The following is a 23,842-nucleotide window of genomic DNA, read 5'->3' on the forward strand; positions in this document are numbered from 1 at the left end:
CGGAGTCTGTAAAGAGTTTATTTGGAATTACCCACAACAGAGTGGGTCGGGCGGGATAAAACCTCCGGATTCCGAAGGTTATCCACCGCTCCCACAGATCTCGCAATCTGCACGCCGACTGACCTTGATGGTTCGCGTCTCGGCGTAAAGCGCGTCGTAGATGGTAAGCCGGTTTTTCAGCGTCTGCCCTGCGCCGGTGATGTGTTTTGTGGCCTCTGCCGCCATCATCGCCCCCAACACCCCCGGCAACGCGCCGATCACGCCGGCCTCGGCACAAGTTGGCACCAACTCGCGCGTGGGCGCCTTTGGAAATACGCAGGCGTAGCATGGGCCATCGGTTGCCGGATCGAAAAGGCTGATCTGCCCTTCCCACTGCGTAATCGCAGCCGAGATCAGCGGCACCTTGCCCGCCACGCAAGCCGCATTGACCAAATAGCGGGTCTCGAAATTGTCCGATCCGTCAAGCACCAGATCGTAGTCGGCCACGAGATCGTTCGCGAAGTCCGCCTCTAACCGGCGGTTGTAAGGTTTGACCGTGACAAATGGGTTTTGTGCTGCGATCGCATCGGCGGCAGACTGCACTTTCGGGCGGCCGACATCGCTGTCACTGTGGATGACCTGCCTCTGCAGATTGCTGACGGAGACGACATCGTCATCAATAATGCCGATCGTGCCCACGCCCATTGCAGCGAGGTATTGCAATGCGGGTGCACCCAATCCGCCTGCACCAACGACCAAGACCTTGGCGGCTTTCAACTTCTTCTGACCGGGACCGCCCACCTCTCTAAGGATGATGTGACGCGCATATCGATCCAATTCAGCATCGGAAAATGCACCTGTCTTTGCGGGTGCCGGAGCCTCAGAATTGTCGTGCCTGGCCTTGAGGAGCATCAATCCCTGACGGTAAACCAACACCACTGCCGCTACCCCGATCAGGAGAAACCAGTTTGCGGCGCTGCCGCCGGTCGCCTCCTTCAGCGTGTTGCCGGCTGGAAGGGTCAGTTGAATGGCCAGAACGGCGACCAATACGACCCCCGGCAACAGCAATCGGGCGTGGGGCGACACTCGCATGTACCCGCCTGCCCAATAAAGCCCGATCAGAACCAAAAGAACGACGGCCATTTAGCTGGACCCGGTGGAGCCAAACCCACCTGCGCCGCGGTCGGTATCGTCCAGCGACTGCGCCACCTTGAACTGTGCCTGAACGACCGGAGCCACGATCATCTGGGCAATGCGGTCTCCGTGGGCCACCGTGAAAGGGGCATCACCTAGGTTGATCAAAATTACACCCAGCGGTCCCCGATAGTCGCTGTCTATGGTTCCTGGCGTGTTCGGCAAAGACACGCCATGTTTCAGCGCCAAGCCCGAACGTGGCCGAATTTGCGCCTCAAACCCGTCCGGGATTGCGATGCGCAGGCCGGTCGGGATCAGCGCCCGCGCACCTGCTGCAATGGTTATTGAGCTGCGATCTGGCAGGTTTGCCCGCAAATCCGCGCCAGCCGCGCCGGACGTCTCATACGAAGGAAGCCCTAACCCGGCATCCGCATCCTCGGTCCACATCATTCGGATGACGGGCGTCACTTCAACGCCTCAGAGATGCGCGCGGCGATGCGGCTGGCAACCTGCGACTTGCTCATCCTGGGCCATTCTTCAACGTCGGCTTCCTCAATCACGGTGACGGCGTTCTCGGACCCACCCATGATGCCTGTCGACGGGCTGACATCGTTGGCAACGATCCAGTCGCACCCTTTGCGCTTGCGCTTGGCTGTTGCGTTCGCGATGACGTCATCCGTTTCAGCTGCAAATCCGACCACCAAACCGGGGCGACCCTTTTTCATCTGTGACACGGTGGCAAGGATGTCGGGGTTTTCGGCAAACTCCAGCGACGGCGTGCCGTCTTTTCCCTTCTTGATCTTGCTGTCGGAGGCGGTCGTAACGCGCCAGTCGGCGACAGCAGCAGCAAATACGGCAGCGTCAGCGGGGAGCGCGTTTTGCACGGCCTCCAGCATCTCGCGGGCCGTCTGAACCTTCACGACATCGACACCTGCAGGCGGCGGCGCGTCAGCCGGACCGGTGACAAACGTCACCCGTGCGCCCAACGCAGACAATGACCGGGCGATCGCAGTGCCTTGCGCGCCAGAAGACCGGTTGGCGATGTATCGAACCGGGTCAATGGGTTCGTGCGTTGGTCCGGATGTGACAAGAACATGCTTCCCCTTCAGCGGCCCGTCGAGCAGCGCGTCTTCAACGGCGGCAACAATGACCAAAGGCTCAGACATGCGGCCAGGCCCATACTCGCCGCAGGCCATGTCGCCTTCATCTGGTCCCACGAACAGGATGCCGTCACTCTTTAGGGTGGCGGCGTTGCGTTGCGTTGCTGGATGCTCCCACATCCGTACATTCATGGCGGGCGCGACAAGCACGCGCTTATCTGTTGCCATCAATAGGGTGGAGGCCAGGTCATTTGCATGGCCACCCGCCATTTTGGCCATCAAGTCCGCCGTCGCCGGGGCGACCACGACCAAATCAGCTGCGCGGGACAGCTCGATATGACCCATTTCCGCCTCGTCCGTCAGATCAAACAGATCGCGGTAGACTTTTTGTGCAGCCAAGGCAGAGGCGCTCAGCGGGGTAACAAATTCTTCGGCCGCTTTGGTCAGGACCGGGGTCACGGTTGCACCCCGTTCGCGCAGCCTGCGGATCAGGTCCAGCGACTTAAATGCGGCTATCCCGCCACCAATGATAAGCAGCACGTGCTTCCCAGCCAGCATTTTCGGCTCCTTCGCCCTTCAACCCCTTGATAAGTAGGGGGTGTTGCGCGCGGGGGCAATCACTTGCTGTTCAGCTAAGGCATAGGCACGCACACAATGGGCCCGTACCTGCAGGCCTTGCGTCGCCGTTCATTGGATCATCAGCCTGGGTTAATGCCCCAAAAATTCGTGAATTTCGGTGGCCTCGGCCTCCAGCGATTTGCGCATTTTGGCAAACGCTGCCGCCTCCAATTGGCGGACACGTTCCTTGCTGAGACCAAGTTCGTTGCCAAGGTCTTCCAAGGTGCGTGGGGTGTCGCGCATCTTGCGCTCGCGCACGATGAACTGCTCGCGCTCGTTGAGCTTTGTCATGGCGTCGACCAACCAGCCGCGCAGCGCGTCAATGTCATGCTGATGCGCCACTGTCTCGGCAGCCTGCGGTGCGTCATCCTCGAGCGCGTCAATCCATTCGCGCCCTTCGTCTTCGGTCGACTGCGTCGCATTGAGCGAAAAGTCGGACCCCGACAGCCGCCCTTCCATCATTTCGACATCGTGAAGAGGGACGCCGACTTCGGTGGCGATCATCTCGCGCAATTGGTACCGGTCCAGCGGCTCACCACGCGAGGCAGCTTCGCGTTCCAGTCGCGCCTGCACCCTGCGCATGTTGAAAAACAGCGACTTCTGGGATGACGTGGATCCGGTGCGCACCATGGACCAGTTTCGCATCACATGGTCCTGGATGGAGGCCTTGATCCACCAAACCGCATAAGTCGAGAAGCGCACTCCGCGATCCGGGTCAAACTTGTCTGCGGCCTTCATCAATCCCAGCCCGGCCTCTTGGATCAGGTCATTCATCGGCGCGCCGTAGCGTTTGAATTTTGCGGCCATGGAAATGGCGAGACGCATGTAAGCGGTGATCAAGCGGTGAAGCGCTTCTTCGTCACGCTCGTCCCGCCAGGCATAGGCCAACTTCAGTTCGGTCTCAGCGTCCAGCAGCTCCGCCTTCATTGCCGTCCTCGACAAGGTCCGATCGTAAGGTCCATCTAGCGCCATTTGTTCACCCCCGGAGCTGTAAAAGTCGTAGCCTTTTATTGGTTGTCGTGCTTGATACGGTTGAAATCTCGAACTGGATCAAAGGAAGTTCCCCGTGGGCAAGCTGCCTTCCCTGACATTAGTGATAGGCGGTGCCGCCTCTGGCAAATCAGATTTTGCTGAACACCTTGTGATCAAGGAACGGGCGACCCGAGTTTATCTGGCGACCGGGCAGGCCTTTGATGACGAGATGGCTGACAAGATTGCTCGCCACAAACGCGCGCGCGCCGGGGACGGCTGGCAAACGGTTGAGGAACCGACCAACCTGAAAGGGGCGTTGTCGAGCCTTCCAGCCGGGGCCGCCACGCTTTTGGACTGTGCCACCATGTGGCTCACGAACCTGATCATGGATGGCGCCGATATTGCCGTCGAGACGGGCGAATTGCTCGCCGCATTGTCGCAAGTGCGCGGGCCGGTTGTTATTGTCAGCAACGAGACCGGCCATGGCATCGTTCCGGACAACAAACTGGCGCGCAGGTTCAGACAGGAACAAGGGCAGCTCAATCGACAACTGGCGGCGCAAGCCGACCTTGTGGTTCAGGTGACGGTCGGTTTGCCACGCGTTCTGAAAGGCGCATTGCCGGGGGACGATATATGACCCGATGGTGGTGGGTCCGGCATGGCCCAACCCATCAGAAGACGTTCACCGGTTGGCGGGACGTCCCGGCAGACCTGTCAGACACCGCGCGGATAGAAAGGCTTAGCGCATACCTCCCAGATGACGCGGTGCTGATCACGTCCGACCTGCAACGCGCCGTCAAAACGGGCGACGCCATACAAAGCGGCCGGGTCAGGCTGCCTCATGTTCAGGCATTGCGGGAATTCGACTTCGGGGACTGGGACGGGCTACATTTCAGCGAAGTTGCCGAGAAAGACGCAGACCTGTCGCGCGCCTACTGGGAAACACCGGGAAACGTCACCGCCCCCAACGGTGAAAGCTGGAACGACGCAGCATCCCGGGTTCGCCCCGTGGTTGACGGGATGAACAACGCCAACCACCGTGACATCGTCGTCGTGGCGCATTTCGGTATCATATTGACGCAATTGCAACGCGCCTGGGGCAAGTCGGCCTATGACGTGCTGGCCCAAACAATAGAGCCTTTATCTGTGACGCAACTGACCCATGACGCCGGCAAATGGGATGTTGGCGTGGTCAATCACAGCCCTTGATGCACTTTCTCACTTTTTTGCATTTCCCCTGAGATATCGCCGCATCTACGCTGGGGCCATGACATATGATCTTTACCTAGGCGACCGCAGCTATTCCAGCTGGTCGCTACGTGGCTGGCTGCTGTTTGAGAAATTCGACATCCCGGTCCGATCCCACTTTGTGAATTTCGCCGATCCCGCGGGCGTCGGCGCGCAAATGGCAGAGGTGGCACCGGCCAAAACCGTTCCGACCCTCAAATGCGCCGACGGGGCGGTGGTTTCTGAGTCATTGGCCCTAGCGGAAGAATTGGCGTCTCGCGAGCCTGGCAAGAACCTTTGGCCCGAAGATCCCGTAGGTCGGGCCGTCGCCCGAAATCTCGCCTCGGAAATGCATGCCGGTTTCGGGCCGCTGCGTGAATTTTGCCCAATGAACCTCAGGGTTGCCTATCGCAATGTCGCGGTTCCCGATGATGTGACGGCAGATTTGCGCCGGCTGGAAGCGATCTGGTCCCACGCACGCGCCACCGCCTCTCCTGGGGGCCCGTGGCTTGCTGGCGACTATTCTATCGCGGATGCGTTTTACGCCCCGGTCGCTGCGCGCATTGCGGGCTACGGCTTAGCCGTAGATGCCGATGCAAAGGCTTATGTGGCGGCCCACCTCTCCGACCCTGCATTCCGCCGCTGGCGTGCGATGGGGTTTGCAGCCGGGCAAGAGCTGCCGTGGTACAAGCGCGACTTTGACCAGACCGAATGGCCGGGACCTGAGCCCATGACCGCAACTGCAGTTTCCGAAGGAACTGCAGAGAACGAGATGTGCCCGTATTCCGGGAAGCCTATCACCCATCTGGGGTCATTTGACGGCCGCATCTTTGGCTTCTGCAACGCGTTTTGCCGTGACAAAACCGTGGCCGACGCGGAAGCTTGGCCAGCCTTCATGGCAATTTACCAATCATAAACCTTCCTCCCTTAGCCGTTAACCATGGTTACGGCCGGAGGGAGCGACATGGTATCGCGCACATATACTGTCGCATTTGAAGGGATCGACGCGCGCATGGTCGAGGTCCAATGCGCCGTCACGCCGGGACTCCCGTCATTCTCCATCGTGGGGCTGGCGGACAAGGCGGTGTCCGAGGCACGCGACCGGGTGCGCAGTGCGTTGACGTCATTGTCGATCGCCATGCCCTCCAAGCGGATCACAGTAAACCTGTCACCCGCAGACATGCCGAAGGAAGGGTCGCATTTTGACCTGCCGATTGCGCTCTCATTGTTGGCCGCACTTGATATCCTACCAAATGACGAGGTTCAGCGCACCGTCTCGTTGGGAGAATTGTCGCTCGACGGGTCTCTGGTCCCCGTGATCGGAACTCTGCCAGCGGCGCTCGCTGCAGCCGAAGAAAATTGCACGCTACTGTGTCCCGAAGCTTGCGGGGCGGAAGCCGCTTGGGTCGATGCCACGGAGGTCCTCGGCGCACCATCCTTGCATGCCTGCATCCAGCATTTTACCGGGCAATCACCGATTTCCGCCGCGCGCCCCGGCGAGGTTGCGCCCAAGCCGCTCGCCAAATGCCTGCGAGACGTCAAAGGTCAGGAGCGCGCGAAACGGGCCTTGGAAATTGCCGCCGCCGGGCGCCATCACCTGTTGCTGGTTGGGACACCGGGGTCCGGAAAGTCGATGCTTGCGGCCAGATTGCCCGGCATCTTGCCCCCGTTGATGCCAGAGGAAGCGCTGGAAACGTCGATGATCCACTCGCTTTCCGGCCTGCTGGATGAAGGCGGCATTTCAAGGGACCGGCCGTTCCGCACGCCCCATCATACCGCATCCATGGCCGCGATTGTTGGCGGCGGGCGCGGGGCAAAGCCTGGCGAGATTTCGTTGGCCCATAACGGCGTGCTGTTCATGGACGAATTTCCTGAATACCCCCGCGCGGTGCTGGAAACTCTGCGCCAACCGATCGAGACGGGCGACGTCGTGGTCGCGCGCGCAAATGCCCATGTGAAGTATCCCTGCAAATTTATGCTGATCGCGGCGGCCAACCCCTGCCGGTGCGGCTACATGACCGACCCCGGGCGGGCCTGCCCACGCGCGCCAAGTTGCGGGGACGATTACATGGGGCGCATATCTGGCCCGTTGATGGACCGGTTCGACCTGCGCATCGACGTCCCGCCCGTCGCGTTCACCGACCTGGACCTGCCCGCAAGCGGCGACACGTCCGAGGAGATATCACAAAGGGTCACGGCGGCCCGCGACATTCAAACTGCACGATTTAGGGATCACCCCGAGATCCGCGTCAACGCCGATATGGAGGGGGAATTGCTCAAGGGTTTTGCAACCCCCGATCAGGAAGGCGCGGATCTGCTGACACGCGCAGCCGAACATTTTCGGCTATCTGCGCGCAGCTACCACCGCATTTTACGTGTCGCGCGCACGGTCGCTGATCTGGCTGGCTCGGAGCGGGTCCTAGCGAACCATGTGGCCGAGGCCGTCAGCTACCGCGTTGCCGCCTAGCTGCGCTTTGCTTCGATCACTTCCCAGATTTTCTGGGTGATGTTTACGCCGTCAAACCGTTCCAGTTCCTGAATGCCCGTGGGGGAGGTCACGTTGATTTCTGTCAGCCAGCCGCCGATGATGTCGATGCCCACGAAGACCTGCCCGTGATCTTTCAAATCCTTGCCGATCCGTGCGCAAATCTCCAAATCGCGGGCCGTTAGCTCGGTTTTCTCGGGCCTGCCGCCAACATGCATATTCGACCGGGTTTCGCCTTTGGCAGGCACGCGGTTGATACCGCCAACCGGCTCCCCATCAATGAGGATGACCCGCTTGTCGCCCTTCGCCACGTCCGGCAGAAATTTCTGCATGATCAGCGGCTCGCGATTGATGCCGGTGAAAAGCTCATGCAGGGAATTCAGATTGCGGTCTTCCCTGGTCAGCTTGAAAACACCGGCGCCACCATTGCCGTAGAGCGGCTTGAGGATCACGTCGCCATGCGCCTCTTTGAACGACTTCAGAGCCTCCAAGTCGCGCGCAATGGCGGTCGGCGGCGTCAGGTCGGGGTAATCCAGCACCTTCAGCTTTTCCGGCCAATTGCGCACCCAGGTTGGGTCGTTCACGACCAGCGTATCGGGGTGAATACGGTCCAGAATATGCGTCGTCGTAATATAGCCCATGTCAAAGGGCGGGTCCTGGCGCAGCCACACAACGTCCCAATCGGCCAGGTCAATCTCGGCAGGCTCACCAAGCGTAAAATGGTTGCCCTTCTCCCGACGCACGGTCAGCGGCCAGCCTTTCGCCAGAACGCGGCCTTCGCGGTAGGACAATTGGTCGGGGGTGTAGAAAAACAGCTCATGCCCGCGCGCCTGCGCTTCCTCCGCAATGCGGAAGCTGCTGTCGCCGTCGATATCAATCGCGTCGATCGGGTCCATCTGGATTGCGACTTTAAGGGCCATATCGGTCACTCCTGCACGTTGAAGCTTCTACATGACGTGAAGTTGCCGGACAGGCAATGTAGATCGGCGCAGAGGTGCTGCGCGCAATTGCCTAGGCGGCTAGAACATTCTCGATGATTTCAACGCGTCCGGACCCGTCCACCAGCCCAATATCAATACGGCAATCTGTCTCCTGACCATTTGGTTGTGACGCCAGGAATTCCGATGCGGTCTCAAAAATTCTGGCCAGCTGCCGCTGGGAAACCCGTTCTGCCGCGCGGGCGACGTTTCGGCTTTTCTTCACCTCAACGAAGACAAAGGCGTCATCCTTTTGGACGATCAGGTCCACCTCCCCCGACTTTGTGCGAAACCGCTGCGCCGCGACGCGAAAGCCGCGCTCCGAATAATGTCGGGCGACGGTTTCTTCCGCGCTGAGCCCCGAGTGATAACTAACCGATCCCGTCAATTTCGCTTGTTTAGCTCCAACGCCAGTTGATAAATCCGCCGCCTCGGCAGGCCTGTATCCTGAACAACTTGTGCTACTGCATCCTTAACGCTCGCCCCTTCGAGCTCTTCTGCCAGCATCTTTTCAATATCGGCGTCGTCAAAGCTATCTTGCGTTCCACGCGCGACCAGCAGCACAACCTCGCCTTTGATGGTCTGTTCAGACAGGTTCTGAGCCAATTCGGACACCGTCCCGCGCTGCACTTCTTCAAACTTCTTGGTCAGTTCCCGCGCCATGGCCGCCTGACGGTCGCCGCCGAAGATTGCCTCCATATCGCGCAGGGCCTTGGCCGTCCGGTTCGGCGACTCGTAGAACACAAGGGTGCCCGGGATATCGACCAGCGTTCGATAATAGGCTTGCCTCTGGCCCGTGCTGTTCGGCGCAAACCCCGCGAAGAAGAAGCTATCCGTCGGCAATCCGCTGATCGACAACGCGGCCAACACGGCCGACGGGCCAGGCGCGGACGTAACCAAATGACCGGCTTCAGAGGCCGCCCGCCCGAGCTGGTATCCGGGATCCGCGATCAAAGGTGTCCCTGCCTCGGACGCGTAGGCCATGGACTGGCCTTCCTCCAATTGCGCCAACAGCCGGTCGCGATGCGTGGCCTTGGAATGGTCATGATAGGCAACCACCGAACGGCCCTCCAAGGCGATTCCATGAATGTCCATCAAACGTCGCAATGCACGGGTGTCTTCCGCCACCAACACGTCCGCTGACGCCAAAATATCCAGCGCCCTCAACGTGATGTCGCGGGCCGTGCCGATCGGTGTGGCCAGAAAATATAGCCCGGGGGCCAGTTTTACGCGGTTTGCAGCCGTCATGGGATATTGCCCGCCCTTCACATTTACTTGACCCGCCAGACCGAATAGTTTGACCGCAATTATGCTGGGCCAAAACCTCTGGTCCGGTGGGGAGCAAGGAGTTTTTTGTATGTTCAACGTTTTGGGATTCGCGCGCAAGGGCGCGCGTATGGTGGTGGCGCTCGGCTTCGCGGCGGGCCTGGCCGCTTGTGATGTTACGCTTCCCACTGTCGGGGCAGGCAGCGGCGACAAGCTGAGCGGCGACACAGTCACCGTGGCGCTGCTGGTGCCATATGGGTCGCCTTCGCCGGGTGACGAGGGTTTGGCACGCTCGCTTGAGAATGCGGCCCGCCTTGCGGCGGCCGATCTCGGTGGCAAGGTTGATATCAAGGTGTATCGTACCGCAGGTCAGGCCGGAACGGCGGCGGCGGTCGCAGATCAGGCTATTGCAGAGGGCGCGCAGGTTATTGTTGGCCCGCTCCGGTCAGACGCGGCAAATGCCGCGGCGGTTGCCGCGCGCGATGACGGGGTTAACGTGCTGGCCTTCTCGAACAACACGTCGATTGCCGGTGGGAACCTGTTTGTTCTGGGCAACACTTTCGACAACATTGCATCGCGACTGATGGGCTATGCCGGCGCGCAAGGGCGCTCCCGCGTGGTTGTGGTTTACCCGCGCACGCCGGTCGGGCAGATCGCCCGGTCCGCCGTGGTCAAGGCCACTGCCGGAACCAACGTACAAATTGTGGGCGACGGGTCTTTTGAATTCAGCGAAGAAGGCATCGCTAGCGCAGTTCCGGTGATCGCGCAGACAGTTGCGTCATCTGGCGCGACCGCCGTCATGTTGACGGATGACAGCGCTGGGGCCCTGCCACTTCTGGCACAGCTTCTGCCCGAGCGCGGCGTAGACCCTTCGGTGGTAAAATCGCTGGGGCTGACCCGTTGGGATGTTCCGCCGCAAACGCTCGCCCTGCCCGGTCTGCAGGGCGGCTGGTTTGCGCTGCCTGACCCATCGCTATCGGCAAAATTCAACGCTCGCTACCAAGGTGCATATGGCCAAGCGCCGCACCCATTGGCTGGCTTGGCTTATGACGGCGTGGCTGCGGTTGGCGCATTGGCGGCCAAGAACCTGAAGGCAACGGCAGGCAATCTGACGCAATCCTCTGGTTTCGCTGGCGTAAACGGGGTATTCCGCCTGAAAGGCGACGGCACGATCCAACGTGCTTTGGCAATCGCCCAAGTGACCAATTCACGGGTGCAGATCGTTGACCCAGCTCCAAAATCCTTCAGCCGTGGCGGCTTCTAAGCCAACGACTGCAGTGACCGAAGTCGAAACGCCGGGCGAGTTGATTTGCCCGGCGTCACTTATTTTTGACGACGCCGATGTTTTTGCAAAGCTGGACGCGCAGATCGCTGGGGCGGCGGACGCAAAGGCGATCAGAGCGGCGACCGTCGAAACGCTGAAAGCGGCACAGGCAACAGGGCGTGCGACCATCGCCGACGCGTTTGCCAAAGACCCATTTGCGGCCTACCCCCTGACAAAGAGCTATACCTACCTCACCGACGGGCTGGTCCGCGCGGCGCTATACGTTGCAAAGACGCATCTTCATCCGCTGCCGACGCCAACCGAGTCTGAGCGGCTGGCCCTGCTGGCAGTTGGTGGGTATGGGCGCGGCGAGATGGCCCCGTTTTCTGACGTCGACCTCCTTTTTCTCACGCCTTACAAAATTACCGCATGGGCGGAGAGCGTGATCGAATCCATGCTCTACATCCTTTGGGATCTGAAGCTGAAAGTGGGACATGCATCCCGCACCGTCAAAGACTGCCTCCGGCTGGGGCGGGAAGATTTCACCATTCGCACAGCGCTGCTCGAACAACGGTTCATCGCGGGTCATCAACCGCTCGCCGAGGAGCTGGATGCGCGGCTTTGGAAGGAGCTGTTCAAAAACACGGCCCGCGAATTCGTCGAGGCCAAGCTGGAAGAACGCTCTGACCGCCTCAAACGGCATGGCGGGCAACGCTATCTGGTGGAACCCAACGTCAAGGAAGGAAAAGGCGGGCTGCGCGACCTGCAGTCCCTGTTTTGGATCGCCAAATACACCCGCCGGGTAAAAACCGTGGCAGCGCTGGTGGATGCAAAAGTGTTCACCGAAGAGGAGCGCGACGACTTCGCCGCCGCCGAAAACTTCCTGTGGGCGGCCCGGTCACATTTGCACCTTGTCGCCAACCGCGCCAACGAGGTGCTCAGCTTCGACATGCAGGTCGAGGTGGCCGACCGCATGAACTACCGCGACCATGACGGCCGCCGCGCGGTTGAGCATTTCATGCAGGACTACTTCCGCCACGCCACCCGCGTGGGCGAGCTGACCCGCATTATCCTGACCGACCTGGAAGCGCAGCACGTCAAGCAAGAGCCCTCGATCGTGACCATGCTGCGCAATGCCCGGCGCAAGAAGCTGAAACCCGGCTACAAATTGCGGCAAAACCGGCTGGATGTTGCGGGCAAGAAAACCTTTCTGAGGGACCCTCTCAACCTGCTGCGCGTTTTTGAAGAGGCACTGCGCACCGGCTATCTGATCCACCCGGATCTGATGCGGCTAATCGATGCAAACCTGCATTTGCTCGATGAGAAGACGCGTTGGAACAAAGACGCGTCCAAGATTTTCCTCGACACGCTGCTCAAGCACGGCAACCCGGAACGCGCCCTGCGCCGGATGAACGAGCTGGGCGTTTTGGGGGCGTTCATCCCCGAATTCGGCAACATCATCGCGATGATGCAATTCAACATGTATCACAGCTACACGGTGGACGAGCACACCATCCAGACGATCTCGGTTCTGGCGCAGATCGAGCGCGCGGAACTGGTCGAGGAGCTGCCGATTGCGTCCTCCATCCTCAAGGAAGGTATCAACCGGCGCATCATCTACGTGGCGCTGCTGGTGCATGATCTCGGCAAGGGCCAAAAGGAAGACCACTCCATCTTGGGCGCGAAATTGGCCCGTCAGATCGCGCCGCGGTTGGGCCTGAATTCCGAGGAATGTGAAACCGTTGAGTGGCTGGTGCGCTACCATCTGTTGATGTCTGATATGGCGCAGAAACGCGATATCGCGGACCCTCGAACGGTGCGCGACTTTGCAAAGGCGGTAAAGACGGTGAAGCGGCTGGACCTGCTGTGCGTGCTGACCGTCTGCGATATCCGCGGGGTCGGGCCCGACACCTGGAACAATTGGAAAGCATCGTTGATCCGCGCGCTCTACCGCCAAACGCGGCGTGGGCTGGAGAACGGCATGGAGGCGCTGAACCGCGAAGAACGCGGATCGGAAGCCAAGAAGAACCTGCGCGCGGCCTTGCCGGATTGGGAAGCAAAGGCCCTTCGGGCCGAAACCACGCGTCACTACCCCCCCTATTGGCAGGGCCTGCATGTGACTGCGCATGTTGATTTTGCAATCCTGCTGCGCGGGCTAGATACAGACGAGGTGCGCACCGAACTGACGCCTGATGAGGATCGCGATGCCACCCGCGTTTGTTTCGCCATGGCCGACCATCCCGGGATTTTCTCACGCATGTGCGGGGCGCTCGCCCTCGTAGGGGCCAACGTGGTGGATGCGCGCACCTACACCACCAAGGACGGCTTCGCGACCGCCGCGTTTTGGATCCAGGATTCTGAGGGCAGCCCCTACGAGGCGGCAAAACTGCCCCGCCTGAAGGGCATGATTGAGAAGACCCTCAAAGGAGAGGTGGTCGCCCGTGACGCGCTGAAATCCCGCGACAAGGTCAAAAAGCGCGAGGCGCAATTCAGGGTTCCGACATCCATCACCTTCGACAATGAGGGGTCGGAAATTTACACCATTGTCGAAGTCGACACGCGAGACCGGCCGGGCCTTTTGTTCGATCTCACCCGCACTCTGGCAAACGCCAATATCTACATCGCCTCCGCCGTCATCGCGACCTACGGCGCGCAGGTCGTCGATACGTTCTACGTAAAAGATATGTTCGGGCTGAAATTTCATTCCAAATCCAAACAGGCCGGAATCGAACGAAAGCTGCGGACCGCGATCAGCCAAGGCGTCGAAAGGGCACAGAAATGAGCGAGCAAAACCGCCTGATGCGGGGCTTTGCCACGGTTGGGGTCTGGACCTTGCTGAGCCGGGTATTGGGGTTCATCCGCGACGTTCTGATTGCCGGCTTTCTTGGGTCAGGGCCGGTTGCCGAAGCGTTTTTGATCGCGTTCTCCCTGCCCAACATGTTCCGCCGTTTCTTCGCAGAAGGCGCGTTCAACATGGCTTTTGTGCCGATGTTCTCCAAGAAGGTGGAATCGGGCGAAGGCCCGCTGGAATTTGCCCGCGACGCGTTCACGGGCCTTGCCACGATCCTGATTGTGTTCACTGCCATAGCGCAGGTCTTCATGCCCGCGCTCGTGCTGCTGATGGCATCCGGCTTTGCCGCTGATGACAGGCTGGATCTGGCCACGCTCTTTGGTCGCATTGCGTTTCCCTACATTCTTTTCATTTCGCTCGCGGCCTTGCTCTCTGGGGTGCTGAACTCCACTGGCCGGTTTGTGGCAGCGGCAGCGGCGCCGGTGCTGCTGAACGTGCTGTTCATTCTCGCCGTGACGCTTGCGTATTATGCGCGATGGGATATCGGGCTGACGCTGGCGTGGGCGGTGCCCATTGCCGGTATCGCGCAACTTGCATTGGTCTGGTCGGCCGCGGCGCGGGCTGGCTACAGGCTGGTCCCGACCATTCCGCGCCTGACGCCAGAGCTGAAGCGCCTGGCCATCATCGCAGCGCCCGCCGCGCTCGCAGGCGGGGTGGTGCAGATCAACCTGTTGGTGGGCCGCAACGTGGCCAGCTGGACCGAGGGCGCGATTGCGTGGGTCAACTATGCCGACCGCCTCTACCAACTTCCGCTAGGTGTCGTTGCCATTGCCATCGGTGTGGTGCTGCTGCCCGAGCTGTCGCGCCGTCTTCAGGCGAATGATGACAAAGGCGGGCAAGACGCGCTCAGCCGCGCGGCGGAAGTAGCACTTATCCTGACGATACCTTGCGCAATCGCGTTGGTGGTCATCCCGCTGCCGATGATTTCGGTCCTGTTCGAGCGCGGCCAATTCACGTCCCAAGATGCCGCCGCAACGGCGCTTGCCGTCGCGGTCTATGGGTTGGGTCTGCCCGCCTTCGTGCTGCAAAAGATATTCCAACCAATTTACTTTGCGCGGGAGGACACCAAGAGCCCCTTCAAATTCGCTCTGGTTTCGATGCTGGTCAACGCGGGCATTGCCGTGGGGCTGTGGTTCTATCTCGACTACATCGCCGCTGCATTGGCGACGTCGCTGGCAGGCTGGACCATGGCGTGGCTGCTTTGGCGGTACTCCCGCAAATTCGGGCCGGCCGCCGAACTGGACGCCCGGTTCCGCACCCGGCTGCCAAGAATCATTGCGGCGTCTCTCATGATGGGGGCCGTGCTCTATGTGCTGCATTTGGTGCTGGGGCCGCTGCTGAGCACTGATGGATGGCGCTACGCCGCGCTTGCACTGCTTCTCGTCGCCGGCGGGGCGTCTTACGGCCTGTTTGGCCGCCTGACAGGGGCGTTCAAACCCTCTGAACTAACGGCCGCGCTGCGCCGTTAGTCCCGCCGCAGCTTCTCCAATACACGGGACCAACCACCGGGGCTGAGGACGAAGGACAACCCGAAACCGGCGACAAACGCAGCGATATCAGCGATCCAATCCAGCCCTGCACCAAACAAAATTCCGAAGACCAACTGAATTCCCAGCAACACCCCGATCAGGGAAAAGGCGCGCATCGAGTTCGCGCCGACCGCCGCAAGATTGACCCAAAGCAAGAAGGTGAATGCGCCGATAAGCCCATATGCGCCGGGATAGCCCCCGATGAGGGGCGCGTTAACCGACACAAGGGTGCCATAGACCACGGCCCCGAACACCGATGACAGGAAGAACACCGCCAGGAAAGCGACAGAACTGAATATTTCGCCAACGGCCTTACCGATTGCCAACACGATCACAATGGCAAAGGCCGCATGGGTGAAGGAGCCGTGGATAAACGGGAAGGTGATGAACCGCATCAAATGCTCCAAGGGGAACTGCCCCCGGGTGATCATGAATTCCCAAACCGCCGGACGGAAGGCGTAGTCCTCGAAGAATATGATGCGCGGCGGAACACCGAACATGCCTCGGTCGCCCGCCTGTAGCACCAGCTCATTGACCCCCATGATAAGCGCCAGCACCACCACGACGGGCGGCAGGGCGTTGAACGGGCTTTCGTCGGCGTGTGGGTCGTACATCTGGCTGCTCCGGTTGACCTCGGTTTTGCACCTAGGTAAGCGAAGTGACGCTTTTTATCCAGATGGAGCGCCTGACATGGCCACCGAATTCACACCGCGCGTCTTTTCCGGCATCCAGCCGTCCGGCGGGCTGACGCTGGGCAACTATCTGGGCGCGATCAAGCGTTTCGTGGACATGCAGGCGGCCGAGTTTGAGACCATCTACTGCATGGTCGATCTGCACGCGATCACCGTCTGGCAGGACCCAGGCGATCTGCGCAAGAACACGCGCGAGCTGTGCGCGGGCTTCATCGCGTCGGGCATCGACCCTGAACAGTCCATTTTGTTCAATCAAAGCCAGGTGCCCGAGCACACCCAGCTGGCATGGATTTTCAACACCGTGGCCCGCATGGGCTGGTTGAACCGCATGACGCAGTTCAAGGACAAGGCCGGCAAGAACCGGGAGAATTCCTCCGTAGGGCTGTTCGCCTACCCTGCCCTGATGGCCGCCGACATTCTGGTCTACCACGCCACCCATGTGCCGGTCGGCGACGACCAGAAACAGCATGTGGAGCTGACGCGCGACATTGCCGCCAAGTTCAACCACGATTACGGCGTGGATTTCTTCCCGATCACCGAGCCGGTGATTGAAGGCGCCGCCACCCGCGTGATGAGCCTGCGCGACGGGTCCAAGAAGATGTCCAAGTCCGACCCCTCGGATATGAGCCGGATCAACATGACCGACGATGCCGACGCTATTGCCCAGAAAATCCGCAAGGCCCGCACCGACCCCGACGCGCTGCCTTCCGAGGCTGACGGCCTGAAAGACCGGGCTGAGGCACGCAATCTGGTCAACATCTACGCAGCTCTTGATGACAGCACCGTCGATCAGGTTCTGACGGATGTGGGCGGCAAGCAATTCTCGGAATTCAAGCCGATGCTGGCGGATTTGGCCGTGGCCAAGCTGTCGCCCATCTCGGGCGAGATGGCGCGGTTGATGGGCGAGCAGGCCGAGATCGACAAGATCCTGGCCCGTGGCGCGGAACGCGCCCGCGACGTGGCGGCCCCCGTCCTGAAGAAAACCTACGAGATCGTGGGCATGGTCAGCTGACCGACCCCGTTGCGCAAAACGCGCCGCTGCGCACGATTGGTTAACCACCTGTTACAAAACGGCCTGTAGAACCGCCCCCGGATATCCAATCCCACACGGCCCTCGCGAAATGGGCGGTCTTGTGGAACATATTGCGGCTGCAGGGTGGTGACGCGCCCAACCGGTCTCGCGCATCATACTGGTCCGGCGGCAACATCCGCTGGTGCAGGGCCGCATCTTTGGCGGGCCCGCCTTCTCTATCCTTCGTGCCCCTGAATGGCACCGACCACAGACACCACCGAGACACGCCGTCACCGATAAAGGTGGACGGGACACGCGCCAGGCATTCCGGTCCTGCCCGCCCGTGTCTGCGTCTGGACGCCCGACCCGACGCGGCCTAGGGTTGCCCCATGCTCAAGGGAGAACGTGATGGCGACCGGCACCAATATCAAAACCTATTTCGAAGGCCGCTGGCATGACGGAGACGTCCCCATCATCAACGCCGCCGATCACGGCGCTTGGCTTGGAACCTCCGTCTTTGACGGCGCGCGTTATTTCGAAGGTGTCGTCCCTGATCTGGAGGCGCATTGCGCCCGCGTCAACCGCTCCGCCGAGGCGCTGATGATCACCCCCACTATGGAAACCGCCGACATTGTCGAAGCCGTCCGCGAAGGCCTGCAGATGTATGCCAAGGACGCGACGGTCTATATCCGGCCCATGTATTGGGCGTTGGATGGCGGTGACCTGGGCGTGGACCCGAAACCCGGCGCCACTGGCTTCACCATCTGCCTTGAAGAAATTCCGATGGCCCCGAAAGGCAAGGCCACGACGTTGACCACTACACGGTTCCGCCGCCCCGTCATGGAAGACGCGGTGGTCAATGCCAAGGCGGGATGCCTCTATCCCAACAACGCGCGGATGCTGATCGAGGCCCGCAACAAGGGCTACGGTAACGCGTTGGTGGCGGATGCTTTGGGCAACGTGGCGGAGACGGCAACCGCCAACATCTTCATGGTGAAAGACGGCGAGGTTTTCACGCCGGTTCCAAACGGCACCTTCCTGGCAGGTATCACCCGCGCCCGGCACATGAAGAACCTGCGCGACAATGGGATCAAGGTGCATGAGGAGGTGCTCGGTTTCGACGATTTCCGCGCCGCCGACGAGGTGTTCATGTCCGGCAACATGATGAAGGTCACGCCAGTGACCGAGTTTGACGGAACGCACTACCAGCAAGGGCCTGTGACGTCCCAAGTCCGCGACATGTATTGGGACTGGGCCCTGTCCGAGGGCGCGCTTTGACCGGCGCGATCTTCTGGATCGTATTGTCGCTGGCGCTGTTTGTCGGCCTCTACATCGTCGCGTTCAGACGCAGGGGCTAGGGTGAAGGCGCTGCTCCTGCCCGGGCTGGACGGCACGGGCGCGTTGCATGACGATTTCTGTCGCGCGCTGGGCCTCGACTGCGAGGCTCTGCGCTACCCTAAAAATATGGCCCGCTACGGTGATCTCGGCCGACATGTGGCGGAGCACTTGCCGACAGACCCGTTCGTGATCATCGCCGAATCCTTCTCCGGCCCGCTTGCCATCCAGGTCGCGGCATCCCGCCCGGCCAAGTTACGCGCCATAGTGTTCGTCGCCAGCTTCGCGCGGGCACCGCGCCCTGCCCCGGCCTTTGCGGCTAAGGCCCTGCAATGGATGCCGATGAAATCCCGTTTGGCCTGCCAGATGATGCAACCTGCGGTGATGGGCCGGTGGGCCAACCGCAAGTTCACAACCACGCTTTGGGCGGCGCTGAAAACTGTCCCCGCCAAGACCTTGGCGGCGCGGCTGGACCAGGTGCTGCGGGTGGACGAAACGGCGACATTCGGCGCGATTGACGTCCCGATGCTTTACTTGCGCGCGACCTCGGACCGGTTGGTGCCCAAGGCAGCCGCAAGGCCATTCGAAGCCGCTGGCGCCAGCGTTCAAAACATCGACGGCCCGCATTTTCTTTTGCAGGCGCAACCCGATGCTGCAGCGGCCGCCATACGCAGCTTTGTGACAGCCCTTGGGGTGGAAGCCGCCCCCGCGTCTGACTAACTATTGCTCAAGACCAACCGAAAGGACCCAAGAGATGAAAACCGCAAAAGATTACATGGCAGCAGCGAATGCCGCCGTGACCCGCATTCCGGGGGCTGACGCAATTTCCAAGCATGGCACCGGTGCCGTCTTCGTGGACGTGCGCGATTCAAGCGCCGTGGCCAAATCCGGCACCATCGAAGGCGCTGTTTGGGTGCCGCGCGGGATGCTTGAATTTATGGCAGATGCCGACAACCAATATCACAACCCTGCCCTGCAAAAGGATGCCGAATTGTATCTGGTCTGCGGCGCGGGCGGTCAGGCCGCATTGGCGGGAAAGACCCTGCAGGACATGGGCTTTACCAACGTGACTAACATTGGCGGCATCGGCGAATGGAAAGAGGCCGGCGGGCCGATGCAAGACGGCTGACCGCATAGATACGTTCGCGGTTGCGCGGGCCGGGGCCATGCTCCATGATCAGCGATGCCGCGATCATGGGGAGGCAAACGATGCGTAAGTTTTTGGTGGTGCTGGATGACAGCAGAGAGTGCCTCAACGCGATGCGCTTCGCCTCCATGCGGGCCGCGCGCACGGGCGGCGGCGTCGAGGTTTTGGCCGTCATCCCGCCCGAGGAATTCAACCACTGGATCGGCGTCGGCGACATCATGCGCCAGGAGGCCCGCGAACGGATCGAGGCGCATTTCGAGGTCTTCGCCAAATGGATGCGCGACAAGCAGGGCATCGACCCCGAACTGGTGATCCGCGAGGGCGAGCCCGTCGTCGAAATTTTGGCGCAGGTCACGGATGACCCGGAGGTGGGCGTGCTGGTGCTTGGCGCGGGCACAGATAGCGGGCCCGGCCCGCTGGTGACGGAAATGACCCGCCGCTCCGGCTCCCTGCCAATGCCGATCACGATTGTGCCCGGCGACATGAGCAAGGAACGGCTGGAAGCGATTAGTTGACCATTCCGGTGCGCGTAGTACTCTATCCGCGGGTGGTTAGGGCAGGTTGTGCAAAATTCAATTCTCTGTATACGGCTGATTTGCATCGCGCTGGTCTTTGGCTGGATGCCAACATCACTTACGGCACAGGTGCCGGCGGCATCTGAGTTAACGCAGGCCGAAATAAGATCAATGCAAGCCGCGTTAAGCTTTGATGGAAGTTACCTCGGTAGGTTGGATGGTAAGTGGGGGGCAGGTACGGCTGCTGCTCTGTCTCAAAGCCTTTCGCAGCGACAGCAGACGAAAACACATGCGTTCGCCAATCTACTTAAGAATTGGCAAATGGAACACGAACGCATGAATTGGAACGTGCTTAATCCAGAGGCTGGGATAAGCGTAGCATACCCGTCCGCGTTGCTCGCGCGAGAGACCTCCGCATCTGATGTCTTCTCACTTGCAAGCTCTTCACGCTCGCTGGTTTTCAGGGTGATCTTCGGAACCGCCTCCGATGCGGCAGAAATGCACATTTGGTTGAAAGAAAGGCACGTCGGCCCGTCCGAGTTCTATCAAGTGGAACGGGATTGGTTTTGGGTTTCAAATGGAACGCTTCGAAGTGGGAAACAGGTCTATCTAAAGACATATCTCATTGATGGCGTGTATATGACTGCGCTCGTCCAGTCCGAGAGGTCTCAGCGCGCACGCGCGCAAGTCATGATAGCAAGCTTAAGTGCTGGTTGGGGCGGGCTTATATCAATCCCCCTAAGTGGGGCGCTACGACAGGCAATGCTTTATGACGAGCAGCCAAATGCCTCAACCGGAGAAAGCGTAAATGTCATTCAAGCGGCTCCTGAGCAAGAAAAGGACGAAGCCCCCTCTCGTTCGGGGAGCGGCACTGGCTTCTACGTAAATAACACTGACGTTTTGACCGCGGCGCATGTCGTAGATGGTTGTGGACGGCTCTCACTTGAAGACGGTTCGCCGCTCCGCCTCATCAATCATAATGAGGTGTTGGATGTCGCACTACTGTCCGCTGTAACAAGATCGAAAGTTTGGTTGCCTATTCAAAAAGAAGTCGCCCCAAAACTAGGCGAGAAAGTGTATGCGCTTGGTTTCCCGTATTTGGGCCTTTACGATCAGGGGCTATCGGTGACTGGTGGCAATGTAAGCGCACTTCCGAATACCTTGCAAGATAACGCCCGTGTCATGGTTTCTGCCCCAATTCAGCCGGGAAACAGTGGAGGTCCATTGATTAATGAACAAGGAGAAGTCATTGGTATCGTTGTATCTCGCGCAAATGACATAGGCGTTCTAGGATTGACGGGAACTATCCCTCAAAACATGAACTTCGTTACTTCGGTGCAATCGATCCAAAAGTTTCTTTCTGATAACAATGTCGTTCTTCCCACATCTCATACGGCATTCGGTTCCATGGAAAACGGAATCCCAGAGAGTATCCAAGACGCAACTGTTGTTGTCTTATGCCACTAGCGATTTTTAGAATTATTCTAAACTCTTGACGAATGGCCGCTCGAGGCGCATATTAAAATCCTGACAGAAAAGGTTGGCCACGCCATGTTCATTCAAACCGAATCCACTCCGAACCCCGCGACCCTGAAGTTCCTGCCCGGCCAGGAAGTGCTGGAGGTAGGCACCGCAGATTTCCCGACGCCAGACACGGCAGGGTCGTCGCCTTTGGCCACACGCATTTTTGCTGTGGAGGGCGTGACAGGGGTGTTCATGGGCTTGGATTTTGTGACCGTCACCAAGGCGGATGGCGTCGAATGGGATCACATCAAACCAGCGATCCTCGGCGCGATCATGGAGCATTACCAATCGGGGGCGAAGGCGGTTGAAGGCGAAGCCTCCTCCGGCCACGCGGAACATACCGGCGAGGACGGCGAGATTGTCGGCCAGATCAAAGAGCTGTTGGACACCCGCGTGCGCCCTGCCGTGGCCCAAGATGGCGGCGACATCACCTTCCACGGCTTTGACCGCGGCGTGGTTTACCTGCACATGCAAGGCGCCTGCGCCGGTTGCCCGTCATCCACATTGACGCTGAAAATGGGCATCGAGAACCTGCTGCGCCACTACATCCCAGAGGTGTTGGAAGTGCGTCCCGTGGCTGCATAGGCGCCGCCTGATGGCACGCGCTGCCCGGTGCTATTGCGGCACGGCCACGCTGGCCTTCACCGCTGAGCCCGTACAAACCATCTATTGCCATTGCGAGGATTGCCGTCGCTGGACCGGCGCTGCGGCGCCCGTGTTTGCGGCCTTCGCCGATGACGCAGTGTCGGGGTTGTCCGAATTGGGGCAAGGTCGCTCATTCGCTGAAGGCGTCAACCGCTGGAACTGCACAGATTGCGGCTCGCCCCTACTGGGGCGGTTTGACTATGTGCCGGGCCAATCCTGGGTGCCTCTGGGCGTGATTGAGGACGCATCGGGGCTGGAGCCCACATTCCATTGCTTCGCCGACCGCAGGCATGCGTGGGTCCCGGATGGCGGGCTTCCCGGCTCATCAGGGACCGGGCGCGATACGTTGAATGCTGCCAAAGATGGCTGATCGCGTGATCCTTGGGTTTGACACGTCGGGCCCCTATTGCAGCACCGCGGTGTTTGCAGGCGGCGACGTGATCGCCGCACGCAGCGAAGACATGGTGAAGGGGCAGGCCGAGGCCTTGATGCCCTTCATCGAAGGAACGCTTGCGGATGCTGGCCTGTCCTATGGCGACCTTACGCAAATTGGTGTCGGCGTCGGCCCCGGGAATTATACGGGCATTCGCGTCGCGGTCTCCGCCGCGCGCGGCTTGAGCCTGTCGCTGGGCATTCCTGCGACCGGCGTCACCCTGTTTGATGCGCTCACCGTCGCTGCCCCCCTTCCCATCCTTGCGACGCTGCAAGCGTCACGCAACGATGTCTATGTCAGCGAAATCCACCACAACTGGCGGTCCGAGCCGCAACAAATGGCCGTTGAGGACATTGCAACGCCCAAGGCTGGTAACTGCGTGTGCATCGGGCACCGGTCGCATGATGTGGCCGGTCATCTTGGGCTCACCGCACAAAGGGCAACCTATGCTCCCGCCTCGGCGATTGTGCGCTACGTGGCCGCGAAGAAGGATATCCCGGAAGAGCGCCCAACGCCCTATTACCTGCGCCCTGCCGATGCCGCGCCGCCGCGCGACCCGGCCCCGGTGATACTGGATTGATGGCGCTCACCCTCACGCAAATGGCGGCGCTGCACCGCCTATGCTTCACAACCCCCCGCCCTTGGTCAGAGGCGGAGTTGGCACAGTTGGTGCACGCACCCGGCGTTATTGATTTGCGCAAGAACAACGGCTTTCTGCTGGGCCGGGTCATCGCGGATGAGGCGGAATTGCTGACGCTCGCCGTGCACCCGTCTGCGCGCCGGTCCGGCGAGGGTCGCGCGCTGGTCTCTGACTTCCTCCATGCCTGCCGCGATGCGGCCTCTGTCTTTCTGGAGGTTGCTGCCGACAATGATCCGGCCATCCAGCTCTATCTCGATTTTGGCTTCGAGCAGGCCGGGCTGCGAAAATCCTACTACGGGAAAACCGACGCGATCGTCATGTCGCGAAAAATCTAGGCGTGCCGCCGGGTAACCCTCTGAAAACGCGTCGATGCCAGCCGAAACCAGACAAGAATCGGTTGCCCTCCCCGTCTTCCTGCCGCTTAATGCGGAATGATCTGAGACATATCTCTGCTCAAACAAACACCGGGGGGACGGCCCCGGACCTGCATGGGAACC

Annotated in this window: 25 protein-coding genes; 17 read left to right on the forward strand and 8 right to left on the reverse strand. The window is 60.3% G+C overall.

The features are described 5' to 3' along the window. Positions 1 to 78 precede the first annotated feature (78 nt). From moeB to Q0899_RS08625, 4 genes are all read right to left on the reverse strand, one after another. Complete coding sequence (gene moeB, locus Q0899_RS08610) at positions 79 to 1,122, reverse strand: molybdopterin-synthase adenylyltransferase MoeB (protein ID WP_299192215.1); 1,044 nt, start codon at positions 1,120 to 1,122, stop codon at positions 79 to 81. Then, complete coding sequence (gene dut, locus Q0899_RS08615) at positions 1,123 to 1,560, reverse strand: dUTP diphosphatase (protein ID WP_299195335.1); 438 nt, start codon at positions 1,558 to 1,560, stop codon at positions 1,123 to 1,125. Between the two features lie 17 nt (positions 1,561 to 1,577). Beyond that, positions 1,578 to 2,771: a bifunctional phosphopantothenoylcysteine decarboxylase/phosphopantothenate--cysteine ligase CoaBC gene (gene coaBC / locus Q0899_RS08620; RefSeq protein ID WP_299192217.1), complete on the reverse strand. Its 1,194-nt coding sequence runs from the start codon at positions 2,769 to 2,771 to the stop codon at positions 1,578 to 1,580. A 150-nt stretch (positions 2,772 to 2,921) separates the two neighbouring features. Beyond that, on the reverse strand, positions 2,922 to 3,803 hold the full coding sequence (locus Q0899_RS08625; protein WP_298355996.1) for an RNA polymerase factor sigma-32: 882 nt from the start codon (positions 3,801 to 3,803) through the stop codon (positions 2,922 to 2,924). A 94-nt stretch (positions 3,804 to 3,897) separates the two neighbouring features. Here Q0899_RS08625 and cobU point away from each other — a divergent pair, with 94 nt between their 5' ends. From cobU to Q0899_RS08645, 4 genes are read left to right on the forward strand one after another with little or no spacing between them, the layout of a single operon-like run. Next, positions 3,898 to 4,440, forward strand: coding sequence for a bifunctional adenosylcobinamide kinase/adenosylcobinamide-phosphate guanylyltransferase (cobU, locus tag Q0899_RS08630; protein WP_299192219.1), 543 nt, complete (start codon positions 3,898 to 3,900; stop codon positions 4,438 to 4,440). Next, entirely contained in the window at positions 4,437 to 5,012 is a 576-nt protein-coding gene (locus Q0899_RS08635) for a histidine phosphatase family protein (RefSeq protein ID WP_299192221.1), read from the forward strand. The genes cobU and Q0899_RS08635 overlap by 4 nt, the downstream gene beginning before the upstream one ends. A 58-nt stretch (positions 5,013 to 5,070) precedes the next feature. Next, complete coding sequence (locus Q0899_RS08640; protein ID WP_299192224.1) at positions 5,071 to 5,946, forward strand: glutathione S-transferase; 876 nt, start codon at positions 5,071 to 5,073, stop codon at positions 5,944 to 5,946. A gap of 48 nt (positions 5,947 to 5,994) precedes the next feature. Continuing rightward, entirely contained in the window at positions 5,995 to 7,497 is a 1,503-nt protein-coding gene (locus Q0899_RS08645) for a YifB family Mg chelatase-like AAA ATPase (protein ID WP_299192226.1), read from the forward strand. Here the strand turns inward: Q0899_RS08645 and gshB are convergent. The 3 genes from gshB to rsmI form a co-directional block, all read right to left on the reverse strand. Next, a complete protein-coding gene (gene gshB / locus Q0899_RS08650; RefSeq protein ID WP_299192228.1) occupies positions 7,494 to 8,435 on the reverse strand; it encodes a glutathione synthase in 942 nt (313 codons plus the stop codon). The genes Q0899_RS08645 and gshB overlap by 4 nt on opposite strands. 91 nt (positions 8,436 to 8,526) lie before the next feature. Beyond that, a complete protein-coding gene (locus tag Q0899_RS08655; protein WP_298296304.1) occupies positions 8,527 to 8,880 on the reverse strand; it encodes a YraN family protein in 354 nt (117 codons plus the stop codon). Continuing rightward, positions 8,877 to 9,740 carry a 16S rRNA (cytidine(1402)-2'-O)-methyltransferase gene (rsmI, locus tag Q0899_RS08660; RefSeq protein WP_298296301.1) on the reverse strand — a complete coding sequence of 288 codons (864 nt, stop codon included), beginning with the start codon at positions 9,738 to 9,740 and terminating at the stop codon, positions 8,877 to 8,879. The genes Q0899_RS08655 and rsmI overlap by 4 nt, the downstream gene beginning before the upstream one ends. 109 nt (positions 9,741 to 9,849) lie before the next feature. Here rsmI and Q0899_RS08665 point away from each other — a divergent pair, with 109 nt between their 5' ends. From Q0899_RS08665 to murJ, 3 genes are read left to right on the forward strand one after another with little or no spacing between them, the layout of a single operon-like run. Continuing rightward, entirely contained in the window at positions 9,850 to 11,022 is a 1,173-nt protein-coding gene (locus Q0899_RS08665; protein WP_298355977.1) for a penicillin-binding protein activator, read from the forward strand. Between the two features lie 13 nt (positions 11,023 to 11,035). Then, positions 11,036 to 13,804 carry a [protein-PII] uridylyltransferase gene (locus Q0899_RS08670; RefSeq protein ID WP_299192231.1) on the forward strand — a complete coding sequence of 923 codons (2,769 nt, stop codon included), beginning with the start codon at positions 11,036 to 11,038 and terminating at the stop codon, positions 13,802 to 13,804. Then, complete coding sequence (gene murJ / locus Q0899_RS08675) at positions 13,801 to 15,342, forward strand: murein biosynthesis integral membrane protein MurJ (protein ID WP_299192233.1); 1,542 nt, start codon at positions 13,801 to 13,803, stop codon at positions 15,340 to 15,342. Before Q0899_RS08670 ends, murJ begins: the two co-directional genes overlap by 4 nt. Here the strand turns inward: murJ and Q0899_RS08680 are convergent. Further along, positions 15,339 to 16,016: a rhomboid family intramembrane serine protease gene (locus Q0899_RS08680; RefSeq protein ID WP_299192235.1), complete on the reverse strand. Its 678-nt coding sequence runs from the start codon at positions 16,014 to 16,016 to the stop codon at positions 15,339 to 15,341. The two genes, murJ and Q0899_RS08680, sit on opposite strands and share 4 nt — an antisense overlap. Before the next feature lie 76 nt (positions 16,017 to 16,092). Here Q0899_RS08680 and trpS point away from each other — a divergent pair, with 76 nt between their 5' ends. The 10 genes from trpS to Q0899_RS08730 all read left to right on the forward strand — a co-directional run bounded on the left by trpS (position 16,093) and on the right by Q0899_RS08730 (position 23,680). Next, positions 16,093 to 17,106, forward strand: coding sequence for a tryptophan--tRNA ligase (gene trpS / locus Q0899_RS08685; RefSeq protein WP_299192237.1), 1,014 nt, complete (start codon positions 16,093 to 16,095; stop codon positions 17,104 to 17,106). 408 nt (positions 17,107 to 17,514) lie between these two features. Continuing rightward, positions 17,515 to 18,384, forward strand: a complete 870-nt coding sequence (locus Q0899_RS08690; protein WP_299192239.1) for a branched-chain amino acid aminotransferase — start codon at positions 17,515 to 17,517, stop codon at positions 18,382 to 18,384. Between the two features lie 81 nt (positions 18,385 to 18,465). Next, positions 18,466 to 19,161: an alpha/beta hydrolase gene (locus Q0899_RS08695; protein ID WP_299192241.1), complete on the forward strand. Its 696-nt coding sequence runs from the start codon at positions 18,466 to 18,468 to the stop codon at positions 19,159 to 19,161. A 34-nt stretch (positions 19,162 to 19,195) separates the two neighbouring features. Further along, positions 19,196 to 19,570 (forward strand): rhodanese-like domain-containing protein, encoded by a 375-nt coding sequence (locus Q0899_RS08700; protein WP_298355961.1) that lies wholly within the window; start codon positions 19,196 to 19,198, stop codon positions 19,568 to 19,570. 80 nt (positions 19,571 to 19,650) lie between these two features. Next, entirely contained in the window at positions 19,651 to 20,103 is a 453-nt protein-coding gene (locus Q0899_RS08705) for a universal stress protein (RefSeq protein ID WP_298296280.1), read from the forward strand. 48 nt (positions 20,104 to 20,151) lie between these two features. Next, on the forward strand, positions 20,152 to 21,570 hold the full coding sequence (locus Q0899_RS08710) for a serine protease (protein ID WP_299192244.1): 1,419 nt from the start codon (positions 20,152 to 20,154) through the stop codon (positions 21,568 to 21,570). A gap of 84 nt (positions 21,571 to 21,654) precedes the next feature. Continuing rightward, a complete protein-coding gene (locus Q0899_RS08715) occupies positions 21,655 to 22,212 on the forward strand; it encodes a NifU family protein (protein WP_298296278.1) in 558 nt (185 codons plus the stop codon). 10 nt (positions 22,213 to 22,222) lie between these two features. Then, positions 22,223 to 22,642, forward strand: a complete 420-nt coding sequence (locus Q0899_RS08720) for a GFA family protein (protein WP_298296275.1) — start codon at positions 22,223 to 22,225, stop codon at positions 22,640 to 22,642. After that, positions 22,635 to 23,285, forward strand: coding sequence for a tRNA (adenosine(37)-N6)-threonylcarbamoyltransferase complex dimerization subunit type 1 TsaB (gene tsaB / locus Q0899_RS08725; protein WP_298296272.1), 651 nt, complete (start codon positions 22,635 to 22,637; stop codon positions 23,283 to 23,285). Before Q0899_RS08720 ends, tsaB begins: the two co-directional genes overlap by 8 nt. Beyond that, the gene (locus Q0899_RS08730; protein ID WP_299192245.1) at positions 23,285 to 23,680 is read left to right on the forward strand and encodes a GNAT family N-acetyltransferase; all 396 of its coding nucleotides are present in this window, start codon (positions 23,285 to 23,287) and stop codon (positions 23,678 to 23,680) included. The genes tsaB and Q0899_RS08730 overlap by 1 nt, the downstream gene beginning before the upstream one ends. Positions 23,681 to 23,842 lie beyond the last annotated feature (162 nt).

Origin of the sequence: uncultured Litoreibacter sp., from assembly GCF_947501785.1 — a bacterium.
Lineage (GTDB): Bacteria > Pseudomonadota > Alphaproteobacteria > Rhodobacterales > Rhodobacteraceae > Litoreibacter.